The organism is Rhodococcus sp. PAMC28707 (assembly GCF_004795915.1).
Classification (GTDB): domain Bacteria; phylum Actinomycetota; class Actinomycetes; order Mycobacteriales; family Mycobacteriaceae; genus Rhodococcoides.
On record NZ_CP039253.1, the window covers coordinates 3,800,201 to 3,814,003 of the forward strand.

General features: G+C 62.2%; 11 protein-coding genes. 6 read left to right on the forward strand and 5 right to left on the reverse strand.

The annotated features are described in order from the left end of the window. Positions 1-16 precede the first annotated feature (16 nt). Both nucS and E5720_RS22115 read left to right on the forward strand, forming a co-directional pair. A complete protein-coding gene (gene nucS, locus E5720_RS17270) occupies positions 17-688 on the forward strand; it encodes an endonuclease NucS (RefSeq protein ID WP_136171665.1) in 672 nt (223 codons plus the stop codon). 47 nt (positions 689-735) lie between these two features. Further along, positions 736-1,053: an ATP/GTP-binding protein gene (locus E5720_RS22115; protein ID WP_084345097.1), complete on the forward strand. Its 318-nt coding sequence runs from the start codon at positions 736-738 to the stop codon at positions 1,051-1,053. 15 nt (positions 1,054-1,068) lie between these two features. Here the strand turns inward: E5720_RS22115 and E5720_RS17280 are convergent, their stop codons facing one another. Together E5720_RS17280 and mce are read right to left on the reverse strand one after the other, a co-directional pair. Then, positions 1,069-2,004 carry a hypothetical protein gene (locus E5720_RS17280; protein ID WP_247596022.1) on the reverse strand — a complete coding sequence of 312 codons (936 nt, stop codon included), beginning with the start codon at positions 2,002-2,004 and terminating at the stop codon, positions 1,069-1,071. A gap of 45 nt (positions 2,005-2,049) precedes the next feature. Continuing rightward, positions 2,050-2,529 carry a methylmalonyl-CoA epimerase gene (gene mce / locus E5720_RS17285; protein ID WP_136171666.1) on the reverse strand — a complete coding sequence of 160 codons (480 nt, stop codon included), beginning with the start codon at positions 2,527-2,529 and terminating at the stop codon, positions 2,050-2,052. A 95-nt stretch (positions 2,530-2,624) separates the two neighbouring features. Here mce and E5720_RS17290 point away from each other — a divergent pair, with 95 nt between their 5' ends. From E5720_RS17290 to E5720_RS17300, 3 genes are all read left to right on the forward strand, one after another. Continuing rightward, a complete protein-coding gene (locus E5720_RS17290; RefSeq protein WP_136171667.1) occupies positions 2,625-3,815 on the forward strand; it encodes an acetyl-CoA C-acetyltransferase in 1,191 nt (396 codons plus the stop codon). A gap of 103 nt (positions 3,816-3,918) precedes the next feature. After that, complete coding sequence (locus E5720_RS17295) at positions 3,919-4,287, forward strand: DUF3817 domain-containing protein (protein ID WP_136171668.1); 369 nt, start codon at positions 3,919-3,921, stop codon at positions 4,285-4,287. 112 nt (positions 4,288-4,399) lie between these two features. Next, positions 4,400-5,293 carry a tetratricopeptide repeat protein gene (locus E5720_RS17300; RefSeq protein WP_136172778.1) on the forward strand — a complete coding sequence of 298 codons (894 nt, stop codon included), beginning with the start codon at positions 4,400-4,402 and terminating at the stop codon, positions 5,291-5,293. An 18-nt stretch (positions 5,294-5,311) separates the two neighbouring features. Here the strand turns inward: E5720_RS17300 and E5720_RS17305 are convergent, their stop codons facing one another. The 3 genes from E5720_RS17305 to E5720_RS17315 are packed head-to-tail and all read right to left on the reverse strand — an operon-like array spanning position 5,312 to position 10,992. Next, the gene (locus tag E5720_RS17305; protein ID WP_136171669.1) at positions 5,312-6,766 is read right to left on the reverse strand and encodes a metallopeptidase; all 1,455 of its coding nucleotides are present in this window, start codon (positions 6,764-6,766) and stop codon (positions 5,312-5,314) included. After that, positions 6,767-8,971, reverse strand: a complete 2,205-nt coding sequence (gene glgB / locus E5720_RS17310) for a 1,4-alpha-glucan branching protein GlgB (protein ID WP_136171670.1) — start codon at positions 8,969-8,971, stop codon at positions 6,767-6,769. Between the two features lie 11 nt (positions 8,972-8,982). Next, positions 8,983-10,992 (reverse strand): maltotransferase domain-containing protein, encoded by a 2,010-nt coding sequence (locus E5720_RS17315; RefSeq protein WP_136171671.1) that lies wholly within the window; start codon positions 10,990-10,992, stop codon positions 8,983-8,985. A gap of 220 nt (positions 10,993-11,212) precedes the next feature. Here E5720_RS17315 and glgP point away from each other — a divergent pair, with 220 nt between their 5' ends. After that, positions 11,213-13,792, forward strand: coding sequence for an alpha-glucan family phosphorylase (glgP, locus tag E5720_RS17320; protein ID WP_136171672.1), 2,580 nt, complete (start codon positions 11,213-11,215; stop codon positions 13,790-13,792). The last annotated feature ends 11 nt before the right edge of the window (positions 13,793-13,803 follow it).

Sequence of the window (13,803 nt, forward strand, 5' to 3'; positions counted from 1 at the left end):
GGCTTAGGGTGGGCGAGTGCGTCTCGTAATTGCTCGTTGCCAAGTGGACTATGTCGGCCGCCTCACCGCCCATCTCCCCCCTGCTCGTCGTCTTCTTCTGGTGAAGTCCGACGGCTCGGTGAGTGTGCATGCGGACGATCGGGCGTACAAACCGTTGAACTGGATGAGCCCGCCGTGCTGGATGACCGAGACGACCGAGGGCGAGACGATCAAGTGGGTCGTGACGAACAAGGCCGGCGAGGAACTTCGAATCACGATCGACGAGGTCGAGCTCGACTCGAGTCATGAGCTGGGTATCGATCCGGGTTTGGTGAAAGACGGAGTCGAGTCTCATCTTCAGGAGTTGCTCGCCGAGCATGTCGAGACACTCGGTACCGGCTATACGCTTGTGCGTCGCGAATTCATGACGGCCATCGGCCCAGTTGATCTGCTTTGCCGCAATGCTGACGGCGGAACCGTGGCGGTGGAGATCAAGCGTCGTGGTGAGATCGATGGGGTCGAGCAGTTGACTCGCTATCTGGAACTGTTGAATCGGGATCCGGTGCTGTCACCGGTGAGTGGAGTGTTCGCGGCGCAGGTGATCAAGCCGCAAGCCAAAACGCTGGCCGTCGACCGTGGAATCCGATGCGTGACGCTCGACTACGACGTGCTGCGAGGGACCGAAAGCACCGAATTCCGTCTGTTCTGATTCGTATGCCGTCGCAGTTGCTCGAGCGTTTCTCTTACACTCGTACTGTGCCTCGACGGAACCACGACCGCAAAGCGGTCCGCAAGAAAGCAGCAGGATCTCCGGATTCGCTTCTCGGTGGCGCCCGGGTAGAGGGCGGACCGGCCGGATGGTCCGATGAGGAATTCACTTTTCGGACGGTGCCTGGGAACAGAGCTACGAAGACGTATCGCTGTCCAGGCTGTGATCACGAGGTGCGGCCTGGGGTCGCGCACGTGGTGGCGTGGCCGTCGGACGACCTGGGAGGCCCAGAGGACCGACGGCATTGGCACACAGGGTGTTGGTCTGGGAGAGGAACGAGGGGCCTGACCAGGCGCTGGTCGTAGCCAGCGCCCGGTGAATCAAGACGACGTGGAAGCCTTTTCCTTCCCGAGATCGACAGCGTCGTCCTTGGCCTTCGTGGAAGCGGCGGGTTCGGCTGCGTCGAGCAATTCGCTCTCCCGGTTGACCGACGCCAGCATTGCGGGCACGGAGTCGAGTTGGCCACGAATGCCGAGCAGCTGGGCGAGCACTCGGCTGCGCAGTACTCGGAGTTCCTCGGCCAGTTCCTTCGAGTGCGCGATCCGTCGTTCGGCCTGTTCTGTCGCGGCCTGCAGTCGGCGGGTCGATTCTTTCGTGGCTTCTTCGATGCGGTGTGCAGCGTCGGCTTTGCTCGATGCTTCCAGGTCTTCGAGTGCCGCGAGGATCTTGGTGCGGCGATCGGCCATCGTGATTTCGAAATCCTCTTGAACCTTGGCGCGCTTGGCCTCGGACTCGGCGGCGAGCTGATCGCGCTCGGACTGCGATGCCTCCACCACGCGTGCTGCCTCGGTACGCGCCTGAGCCATTGTCTGCTCGTGCTCGGTTTCCAGCGCGGAACGACGCTCCTCCAACTCCACGACGAGTGATTCGTGACGCCCACGTAGCCGCGCGCTCTCTTGCTCGGCGACCGAGACCATCTCCTCGGACTCGGCGTGCGCCTTGGCTCGAACTTCCGAGGCCTCGTCGGATGCGAGTCTGAGCATCCGCGAGATCCGGTCACTCATTCCCTCTGCGGTCGTAGGAGGCACGGACAGTCGGTCGATGTCCTTGCGCAGTTCGTCGATCTCGTCCCGAGCATCATCGAGTTGTTTGGCCAGGTCGCGGGCTTGGGCTGCAGCGGCATCGCGATCCGCGGTAGTCAGCCGAAGCTCGGCGTCGAACCGTTCGAAGTAGTTGGTGACTTCGTCGCGATCGAATCCTTTTCGTACGAGAGAGAAAGGAAGTTGCACCCCGGTGCGATCTTGCTCGTTTGCCATGGCGGCCAACTTACCTTTGCCAGGTTTTCAGGGCCATACGGTGGGTCAATGAACTGATTTCTCGGATGGTTCCACCAATTCGATGAGTACGCCACCGGCATCTTTCGGGTGAATGAAATTGATGCGTGAATCTGCGGTGCCGCGACGAGGTGCGTCGTAAAGCAGCCGAACCCCACGACTGCGTAGTTGGTCGGAGATTTCCTCGATGCTGCTGACCCGGTATGCCAGTTGCTGCAGGCCGGGTCCGCTACGTCCGATGAACTTGGCGATGGTCGACTCTTCGTTCAGCGGTGCGAGCAACTGAAGTGCGGCCGACGCCGACGTGGCGCCGGGAAAGGACAACATGGCTTCGCGGACGCCCTGCTCCTCGTTGACTTCTTCGTGTGTTGCCACCATTCCGAGGTGTTCGGTGTACCAGGCAATGGCGACATCGAGGTCCGGCACAGCGACGCCGACGTGGTCGATAGCCGTCACCAGGTCGGATCGGAGTGGGGCACCCGTGGGAGACTGCGTGGTGGAGGTCATGCAGTCGACGTTAGCGTCAGCCGGATCGAATCGCTCACTGGGGCTGTTGTAGAGATCAGCGACTTACTTTTCGTGCAATTGGTTGGAGGAACATTGTGACCACTTCTGTCATCATCGCCGGGGCTCGCACACCGGTAGGCAAGCTGTCCGGGGCGTTGAAGGACCTGTCCGGTTCGGACCTCGGCGGTATCGCAATAAAGGGTGCGCTCGAGAAAGCTGGTGTCGCGCCGGAACTCGTCGAGTACGTCATCATGGGCCAGGTTCTTACCGCAGGTGCAGGTCAGATCCCTGCTCGTCAGGCCGCTGTTGCCGCCGGTATTCCGATGGATGTGCCTGCGCTTACCATCAACAAGGTTTGCCTTTCCGGGGTCGACGCGATCGCCCTCGCTGATCAGCTGATCCGGGCAGGCGAGTTCGAGGTCGTAGTTGCCGGCGGTCAGGAGTCGATGACCCAGGCGCCGCACATGCTCGAAAAGTCTCGCGCGGGCTTCAAATACGGCGATGTGACGATGCGTGATCATCTGGCCTACGACGGCCTGTACGACATCTTCACCGATCAGGCGATGGGTGGACTCACCGAATCACGCAACGAAGGCGCCAGTGCCAGTACTCGTGAGGAACAGGACGCATTCGCGGCCGCATCTCATCAGCGCGCGGCTGCGGCATGGAAGAACGGGATCTTCGACGACGAGGTCGTTCCGGTCAGCATCCCGCAGCGCAAGGGCGACCCGATTGTGGTGTCCCAGGACGAAGGCATCCGCGCCGATACGACTGTCGATACTCTCGCCAAGCTTCGGCCGGCGTTCAGTAAGACCGGCACGATCACGGCCGGCAATGCCTCGACCATCAACGACGGTGCTGCAGCTGTGATCGTCATGAGCCGTGACAAGGCAGAGAGTCTCGGGCTGACGTGGATTGCCGAGATCGGTGCGCACGGTGTCGTGGCAGGCCCGGATTCCTCGCTGCAGAGCCAGCCTGCTCGGGCGATCGCCAAGGCGTGCGCCAAAGAAGGGATCGATCCGAAGGATCTCGATCTGATCGAGATCAACGAGGCTTTCGCTGCGGTAGGTATCGCATCCACCCGTGAACTCGGCATCGACGATGCCAAGGTCAACGTGAACGGTGGGGCAATTGCTATCGGGCACCCACTGGGAATGTCCGGCGCACGTATAGCGCTTCATCTTGCACTCGAGCTCGGACGTCGCGGCGGAGGAATCGGCGCGGCAGCATTGTGCGGTGGCGGCGGACAGGGCGATGCTCTGATCGTTCGAGTACCGAAGTCCTGACGTTCGCTGTGGTCTCACTTCGCGCTCGCGGCTTCTGCTCGGGTGCCGAAGTGAGACCAGACCCACTACGCTCTGTCGTAGTCGATCGGGCACAATGGGGCGCATGCTGACCTTCTTCGACCTGCGTACCACGGCCAAGCGATTCCGATTTTTCGCAGTCCTCGAGGCCTTCACGTGGCTGGGTCTCCTGCTCGGAATGGCCTTCAAGTGGCTGCCTGCAGACGGCAACGAGATCGGTGTCAAAGTCTTCGGTCCGATTCACGGCGCAGTGTTCGTGATCTACGTCCTGATCTCGATCCTGACAGCAGTCAAACTTCGCTGGGATATCAAGACCAGTGTGCTCGCGCTTCTTGCCAGCATTCCGCCATTCGGTACTGTCGTCTTCGAGATTTGGGCCACGCGAACAGGTCGTCTCGCCGAGCTGAGCACGTCCGAACCTGCTCGTGCCGAGGGCGCAGTCACACCCTCGTAGTCCCTGCGCGTCCCAGCAGTAGTGAGTCTTCACCGTTAGTGACAAACTGTAGGGCGTGACTCGTCCCGGTTCTCGCTCTTCAGCCCGTCCGCCAACTGCCGTCCCGGCATCCATCGCAGGGGCCGTCGACCTCTCCGCTCTGAAGGATCGTCCGGCGCCGCCGCCTGCTACGGGGAGCGACGACTCTTCAGCAGGATTGGCTTCCATCGTCGATGTGACGACCGCCAACTTCGAGGCGGAGGTCCTACAACGGTCCTCGCAGGTCCCGGTGATCGTAGATCTCGGGTCGGCTCGATCTCCACAGTCTGCTGCGCTGACTCGGCAACTGGGTCAGTTGGCGCTCGAGGCGGGCGGGGCTTGGGTGCACGCCCGTGTGGACGTCGACAGCAACCCGCAAATTGCGCAAGCGTTCGGCGTCAAGGCCATTCCGACGGTCATCGCGGTAGCAGCAGGGCAGCCACTCGCTGATTTCGAGGGCTCGCAACCCGATGAACAGCTGCGAAAATGGCTCGAGGCTGTCGAGCAAGCAACGGCGGGCAAGCTCACCGGCCCGCCCAACTCGGGTAACGACGGCGGCGAGGATGAACCCGAGCCGGAGGACCCGCGTTTCGTCGCAGCCGAGGAGGCAATCGACGAGGGCGACTTCGTTGCTGCCGAAGCTGCGTATCAAGCGATCATCGACGCCGAGCCGGCGAACACGGAGGCGCTTGCTGCGCTTCGCCAGGTGCGCTTTCTCGCACGAGTCCAACACGTCGACGTCGACGCCGTGGAACGCGCAGACGCGGCGCCGTCCGACGTGACGGCTCAGATCGAAGCTGCTGACGTAGAGCTGTCTCAGCAGAAACCCGAAGCTGCGTTCGCACGGCTCATCGCCGGCATCAAGAAGACGGCAGGTGACGAGCGCACCCAACTGCGGACGCGGTTACTCGAACTCTTCGAGTTGTTCGATGCTGCGGACCCGATGGTGGTGGCCGCCCGTCGAAAGCTGGCTTCTGCGCTGTACTGATATTCGGCCCCGTGCTGGTCAGCGATAGCGGGTGTTGCACTGCTCGCGTCCGCCGAGCACACCCGACCGGAATGCGTCGACGCGAGAGAAGCCGCTGGGAAGCGTCACTCCATCGATATCGCTGGCGGTCAATCCGTCGCTGAGTAGGCCGGAGACGGCCTCGTCGAGGTCGCCAGGGGAGAGCCACACTTCCAGTTCGGAAGTGCTGGTTCTGTTCTCGGCGCTCAGACCTGCGGTGATGACGCCGGCCAAGCAGGCTGATCGCAATGCAGTCTGCGGGTTGTCGAGCGGTTGGCCTGCCTCGTTCTGGACAGCAAGCGTGTAGCGCGAAGCGAACAGTACGTATGCGCTGTAGTCACCGGCTACGTTGAGGGGAATGACGTCTCCGCGCCGTGGACGCTCGGCTGTACCGAGTTCGGCGAGGGCATCGACGTCCACGCCGATGGTGTTGGTCGAGGCGCAGTAGGACACCGGCTCGGTCGAGGTGTCGTCCGGGCAATCGGTGTCCGACCCTGCATAGGTGACGGTGGGTGGGTTCTGCAGTGTCAGCAGGCTTTCGAACGACCGGACGAATGCTTCCAGCGTCTCCACGGTGACCGGAAGCTCGCCGTCGTCGGCGGCGTTGCTGAACTGCTGGGGGAGATCCGCTCGGCGCGATTCGATCTCGGCTTCGTCGATCTCGGTACAGGCCGCAGCCCCGTCGGTGAATCCGATCTGTACTGCGGTGACACGTTCGAAGGCGGTGCCGTGGACCGAATCCGGATCGTTGGGATCGACGTCGCGGACTGCGACGGTTGCGGCGAGTACGCCGTTGAGGCCATCGGAGGTGTTGATGGTGAAATGTACCGAATCCCCTTCGGCGACATGCCGAACGAAGGCACCGGCGAAACAGTCGGCCTGCTGCTCGGCAACAATCGTCGGGGTATCCTCGCCGATCAGACCGGACTGATACTGCACGGCATGGCCGTATTCGTGTGCGATGACCATGACGACCGACATCGGACCGAAGGCGTCGATCAATGCGGGCAGCAAAATCGTTCGATCCCAGCCGATGGTGTCGTCGCGTGCGCAGTACGCAGCGTTGGGAATTCCGCCGGTTCTGTCCCCACAGAACCTGATGCCCGCGTCCTCGTCTTCTCCTGCGTCCCAAGAAATGAGTGCCGACACAGGGGCGAAGGTGCCCTTGAACAGTTCCGGGTAGGTCTGTGCCCAGTACCGCTGGATGTCGTCTATGGCGTCAGTGGCGAGAATGTCGGAATCCGTGCCCTCGGCATTGCGCACCTCGAGCGTCGAATGTGGTGTTCCTGGACGCGGCCCGCTCGGCCCATCCGTGACCGGTAACCCAGCCACGGTGAAAGGGTTGTCGTAGATCGACACTGCCCGCCCGTCGACCGAGGAGCCACATCCACTTACAACCATCATGGTGATCACGGCGGTCATCCACAGTGTGTGTCGGGTACGACCGCCACTCATTCAACGCTCCAGTTTTATCCAAATCGCGCCATGGGCGGGAAGCGCCACCTGTGCAGACGACGGTCGACCATGCCACGAGTGCGATGTTGCGGTTACTTCTCCGAGATTGCCGATCCCCGAACCCCCGTAGGACTCTGCGTCCGTATTGAGGATTTCGATCCAGCGACCAGGCTCCGGTAGTCCGACACGGTAGTCGCCATGTACGACTCCCGAGAAGTTGAAGATACACGCGACAACAGATCCGTCTGCGCCGTAGCGCAAGAAGCTGAGCACGTTGTTCTCGGTGTCGTTGGCATCGATCCACGAATACCCGCTGGGGGACGTGTCCAGAGTCCAGAGAGCAGAGTTCGCCCGGTAGACGGAGTTGAGGTCACTGACCAAGTTCAGTACCCCGCGGTGCAGACCGTCGTCGTTATGGTCGTCGAGTTGGTACCAGTCGAGCCCGCGCTCCTCGGACCACTCACGGGTCTGACCGAATTCCTGACCCATGAAGAGCAACTGCTTGCCGGGGTGCGCCCACATGTACGCCAGTAGCCCGCGCATGCCGGCAGCCTTCGTGAAGTTGTCCCCGGGCATGCGTGACCACAACGTGCCTTTGCCGTGGACGACTTCGTCGTGACTGATCGGCAAGAGGTAATTCTCACTCCACGCATACACCAACGAGAACGTGATTTCGTGATGGTGAAAGCTGCGGTGAATCGGATCGCGCCCGAGGAAGTCGAGCGTGTCGTGCATCCAGCCCATGTTCCACTTCATGTTGAAGCCGAGACCACCGACACTGGTCGGACGGGTGACGCCGGGCCACGCAGTGGACTCTTCGGCGATGGTGACGACGCCCCGGTGCTTCTTGTGCACTGTCGCGTTCATTTCCTGCAGAAACGACACCGCTTCGAGGTTCTCGCGGCCGCCGTAGATGTTCGGCGTCCATCCACCCTCGGGACGGGAGTAGTCGAGGTAGATCATGGATGCGACGGCGTCGACGCGCAATCCGTCGATGTGGAACTCGTCGAGCCAGTACAGCGCGTTGGCGACAAGGAAGTTTCGTACCTCGCGACGACCGAAGTCGAAGACCAGCGTGCCCCAGTCGAGTTGTTCGCCGCGTTGAGGATCCCCGTGCTCGTAGAGCGGGCCGCCGTCGAAATTGGACAGTGCCCACTCGTCCTTCGGGAAGTGAGCGGGCACCCAGTCGACGAGGACGCCGATGCCTGCCTCGTGCAGGTGATCGACGAAGAAGCGGAAATCGTCGGGGCTGCCGAACCGTGAGGTCGGGGCGTAGTAGGACGTCACCTGGTAGCCCCACGATCCACCGAACGGGTGCTCGGCGACCGGCAACAACTCGACGTGGGTGAATCCGGTTTCGAGCATGTACTCGGCCAGTTGCACGGCCAATTGGCGATAGTCCAAGCCAGGACGCCAAGATGCCAAGTGAACTTCGTAGACGCTCATCGGTGCCCGAGTCGGCTCGATCTCCGCGCGCGCTGCGAGCCAGTCGTCGTCGGACCACTCGAATTCGGAGCTGGCGACGATCGATCCGGTGGCCGGTGGAATCTCGGTGGCGAATGCCATCGGATCGGCCTTGTCACGCACAACACCATCGGACCCGTGGACGCGATACTTGTAGATGGTTCCAGGTCCGACGTCGGGAACGAACAGCTCCCAGACCCCGGTGGATCCGAGCGCACGCATAGGCCAACTCTGGCCCGACCATCCGTCGAAACTTCCGACTACGGTCACGCCCGCGGCAGCCGGCGCCCACACTGCGAACGAGGTGCCGCTGACGTCGCCGTCCGGGGTCGTGTAGTTCTGCTCGTGGGCACCGAGGATGTCCCACAGTCGCTCGTGCCTACCCTCACCGAACAGGTGGAGGTCCAGTTCTCCCAGCGTGGGGAGGAATCGGTAACCGTCGGCGGACTCGGCGGTGTATCCGCCCGGCCAGGTGACGACGAGTCGGTAGTCCACCAAATCGGTGAATGGTACGACGACGCTGAACACGCCGTGCGCAACATGAGTCAACGGATGGTCGACGCCGCCGATGCGCGCGACCACCGACTCCGCGTTCGGCTTGAGCGCGCGAATGGCCGTTCCGCCGGGCACTGGGTGTGCGCCGAGCACCGAGTGTGGATCGTAATGTGTGCCTTGGGCGAGCAAATCGAGATCATTGCTGCTCGGTGAGGCAATATCGGTTGTCGTCGGGTTGTCGGTCACGATTTTCCCACTCACTTCCGGTTGCCGCGGTATGCCAGTTCCAGCCGTGCCGGATACGGAATCGGCGGTAGCGCCAATATGTGCGCCACTGACTTCCACGGTTCCAATCTGACGAAGTTGGTCTGTCCCCAATTGAATTGCTGGCCACTGACTTCGTCGGTGACGGTGAGGCTGTCATGCCAGTCGTGTCCGAGCGCAGGCATGTCCAACCAGATGGTGCCTTCTTCCGGTCCGAACGGATCGAGGTTGATCACCACGAGTACCGAGTCGCCGGTGACCGGATCGAACTTCGAATAGGCGATCAGCGCGTCGTTGTCGACATGATGAAAATGGATGTTGCGCAACTGTTGTAGAGCCGGGTGCGCCCGCCTGATCGAATTCAGCGTCGCCAACCACGGCTCCAGCGATTCTCCTCGGGCCAGCGCGCCCTCGAAGTCTCGGGGACGGAGTTGGTACTTCTCCGAATCGAGATACTCCTCACTGCCCGGACGCACGGCTTGGTGCTCGAACAATTCGTAACCCGAGTACACACCCCACGTGGGCGACAGGGTTGCCGCCAGCGCAGCACGAAGCGCGAACATTCCGGGCCCGCCGGTCTGCAGGCTTTCGTGAAGGATGTCCGGGGTGTTGACGAACAGATTCGGCCGCGCATCGTCTGCGCGTCGGGCATGCTCCTCGGCGAACTCGGTGAGCTCCCACTTGGCAACCCGCCACGTGAAGTACGTGTAGGACTGAGTGAAGCCGCGCTTGGCCAACCCGTACATCCGTGCAGGCCTGGTGAAAGCCTCGGCGAGGAACAGCACCTCCGGATGAGACTTCTTGATTTCGGCGATGAGCCATTCCCAGAAATCTGGTGGCTTGGTATGTGGATTGTCCACTCGGAAGATTTTGACTCCCAGTGCAATCCAATGTCGAGTGACGCGCAGAACCTCGTTGTAGATGCCGCGGCGATCGTTGTCGAAGTTGACCGGATAGATGTCCTGGTACTTCTTGGGGGGATTTTCGGCGTAAGCGATCGTGCCGTCGGGAAGCACCGTGAACCACTCCGGATGGGTCGCTGCCCACGGGTGGTCCGGAGCTGCCTGAAGCGCCAAATCGAGTGCGACCTCGAGATCGAGTGCATTGGCGGCTTCGACGAACGCCCGAAAGTCGTCTTCGGTACCGAGTTCGGGATGGATCGCGTCGTGCCCGCCGTCTTTGGAACCGATGGCCCACGGCGAACCGACGTCGTGCGGCGCCGGGGTCAGCGTGTTGTTCGGGCCCTTCCGATTGATCTCGCCGATCGGATGGATCGGCGGAAGGTAGACGACATCGAACCCCATGCCGGCAATGCGGGGGAGTTGCTCGATGGATGTGGCGAATGTGCCGTGACGCGGTGTGCCATCTTCGTTCCATCCACCTGTCGACCGGGGAAAGAACTCGTACCAGGCGCCGTTGAGCGCGCGATTGCGCTCCACCCAGACGTTGATGGCGGGGGAACGCGTCACCAGTTCGCGCAGGGGGTACTCGTGCAGTAGGTCTGCCACTGCCGGTGTGAATGCCGACGCGACGCGAGCCGGAAGCTGACGGTCGGTGTCGCGCAGCGCAGTGACGACGTCGGCGAGAAGCGCTCGTTCCTCGGTGGGCACACCTTTGGCAGCGCGCTCGAAAACCCGTGCACCGATTTCCAAGTCGTTGGCCAACTCGGTGGCGCTCTGACCCACACCCAGTTTGGCTTCGAGTGCATGCTTCCATGTCGCGACGGGATCGCTCCACGCCTCGATTCGGCAGATCCAGTAACCGGGGGCGCTCGGAGTGAAGAGTGCGTCGAACGTGTCGGGTTCACTGCCCGGGGTCATGGTGATGCGTAGTGGGGTCCGGACTCCGGGGCCACGAACGGCGAGTGTTGCGGCCACCGCGTCGTGACCTTCTCGCCACACATCCGCCGAAACCGGAAATGCTTCGCCTACCACCGCTTTCGCGGGGTATTTTCCGGTGCTCGTGTCTGGAAGGACATTGTCGATACCGAGTCGACCTGTCACTTCACACTCCGTTCTTCGCTCCGTTCGGCCGGTCGCATAGGGTGCGACAGCCGAGTAACTGATGGTCGGCGTGCTCTCGTGAACAACCGTAGTGCAGACGGCGACGCTGTGCCTGTGTCAGCGGCCTCCGTCGGCGATTTCCGGTCGTCCGTCGGTCTTTCCCCGCCGGTAGCACCGGTGAGTCCGGCCATGGACGACCAACGTGGGTAGTGTTCGTTTCGTGAAAGCCTTGCGTCGGTTCACTGTCCGAGCCCACCTGCCCGAACGTCTGAATGCCCTAGCGGAGCTTTCGACAAACCTCCGCTGGTCGTGGCACCCACCTACTCAACAACTCTTCGAAGAGATCGACCCTGCGCTCTGGGTCGAACTCGACCGCGATCCCATCGCTCTGCTCGGAGCGGTCGCGCCGAAGCGCCTGGAAGAACTTGCAGACGATCCGACTTTCGTCGACCGCCTTGCGGTAGTCTCTCGCGATCTGTCGGACTACCTGACTCGTCCACTCTGGTTCCAAAAGAAGCAGCGCACCGATTCTTCGCTGCCCACCGGCATCGGTTACTTCTCGATGGAGTTCGGTGTCAGCGAGGTTCTGCCCAACTACTCGGGCGGACTCGGCATCCTTGCGGGCGACCATCTCAAAGCTGCGTCCGACTTGGGTCTGCCGTTGATCGGAGTCGGCCTTCTCTACAGATCCGGATACTTCCGGCAGTCACTGACCGCCGACGGATGGCAGTCCGAGCGCTACCCATCGCTCGATCCGCAGGGCTTGCCCCTGCGTCTGCTCACCGACTCGTCCGATGCCCCGGTCCTCATTCACGTGTCGATGCCGGGAGAGCGGGTCCTGCGAGCTCGGGTATGGATCGCGCAGGTCGGACGTGTCCCATTGCTGTTGCTGGACTCCGATATCGCGGACAACGATCCGGAACTTCGAGGCGTGACCGATCGCCTGTACGGCGGAGACCAGGATCACCGCATCAAGCAGGAGATTCTGGCCGGAATCGGCGGGGTACGTGCCATTCGTGCGTATACGCACGCGCACGGCCTGCCGGACCCCGAGGTGTTCCACATGAACGAGGGGCACGCAGGGTTCCTCGGTGCCGAACGCATCCGCGAACTCGTCACCGGCAAAGGATTGGACTTCGACTCCGCCCTCGCATCGGTGCGAGCAGGAACCGTGTTCACCACCCACACGCCGGTGCCTGCCGGTATCGACCGGTTTCCGGCCGATCTGGTCCGGCACTACTTCGGGAGCGACGCTTCCGCCGACTCGGCCTTGCTGCCAGGTCTGCCGATGGACCGCATTCTGGCGCTGGGCGGTGAGCCCGATCGGTCGGTGTTCAACATGGCACATATGGGCCTTCGCCTGGGCCAACGCGCCAACGGTGTCTCGAAGCTGCACGGGATCGTCAGCCGGGGCATGTTCAACGATCTGTGGCGTGGATTCGATGTATCGGAGGTACCGATCGGCTCGGTCACCAATGGTGTTCACGCGCCCACCTGGGCCGCGCGCGAGTGGATGGAGCTGGCGAACGAAACCGTCGGTGCCGATGCTCTGGAGGAAGCACGCGGCTGGGAACAGTTGCAGAACGTCCCGTCCGAAAAACTGTGGTCGACGCGAAACGATCTTCGGGGTCAACTCGTCGACGAAGTTCGCCGTCGGGTGCATCGATCGTGTTTGGAGCGAGGCTCGACCGAGGCTGAACTTGGTTGGACCTCAGGGGTTTTCGACCCGAACGTATTGACGGTCGGGTTCGCGAGACGAGTGCCGACGTACAAGCGTCTGACGTTGATGTTGCGCGAACCGGAACGGCTGAAGAGGCTTCTGCTCGATCCGGACCGTCCAGTGCAATTGGTCGTTGCCGGAAAGTCCCATCCCGCGGACGACGGTGGCAAGGCACTCATCCAGCAGATAGTTCGGTTCGCCGATGCCGCAGATGTTCGCCATCGCATCGTGTTCCTACCGGACTACGACATGTCGATGGCTCGATACCTTTACTGGGGCTGCGATGTCTGGCTCAACAACCCACTTCGCCCACTCGAAGCCTGCGGAACCTCGGGCATGAAGTCCGCGTTGAACGGCGGCCTCAACCTGTCCATCCGCGACGGATGGTGGGACGAGATGTACGACGGCGAGAATGGTTGGGCCATACCGACTGCCGACGGGGTGACGGACGAGAGCCGCCGCGACGACCTCGAAGCCTCGGCGTTGTACGAGTTGCTGGAGCAGTCGGTGTTGCCCAAATTCTACGACCGTACCGACGGTGTGCCGACTCGCTGGATCGAGATGGTTCGCCACACCCTCGAGCATCTGGGGCCGAAGGTGCTGGCGTCGAGAATGGTTCGTGACTACACGCTCGGTTACTACGCACCGGCTGCGACGGCGGCGCGCACCGTCGACCGCGACGCGTACGCCGGCGCGAAGGACGTCGCAGCGTACCGCCGACGGGTCGAGGACGCCTGGCATTCCGTCGAGGTCGTCCAGGTCGACAGTGAAGGCCTGCCCGACACCCCGGTCATCGGCGCGAAGCTCACCTTGCGGGCGTACGTCCGGCTCGGAGGTCTTTCGCCGTCGGACGTCGTCGTTCAGGCTGTGCTCGGCCGGGTCACCGACGACGAAAATCTGATCGATACCCGAACTGTGGCTATGACGCATTCCGGAACGGACTCGCTCGGGGAGGTCTTCGAGACCGACACCGCTCTGCCGGTCAGCGGGGCAGTCGGTTACACCGTACGAGTGCTGCCGCACCATCCACTGTTGGCCGGTGATGCCGAATTGGGGCTGGTGAAATCGCCGAATCCGTAACCGGTTCTGCG

Bases quoted from the DNA above. Each gene is read 5' to 3' on its own strand.
- E5720_RS17280 (WP_247596022.1), bottom strand. From the start codon at position 2,004: ATGGCAAACGAGCAAGATCGCACCGGGGTGCAACTTCCTTTCTCTCTC.
- mce (WP_136171666.1), bottom strand. From the start codon at position 2,529: ATGACCTCCACCACGCAGTCTCCCACGGGTGCCCCACTCCGATCCGAC.
- E5720_RS17295 (WP_136171668.1), top strand. From the start codon at position 3,919: ATGCTGACCTTCTTCGACCTGCGTACCACGGCCAAGCGATTCCGATTT.
- E5720_RS17305 (WP_136171669.1), bottom strand. From the start codon at position 6,766: ATGAGTGGCGGTCGTACCCGACACACACTGTGGATGACCGCCGTGATC.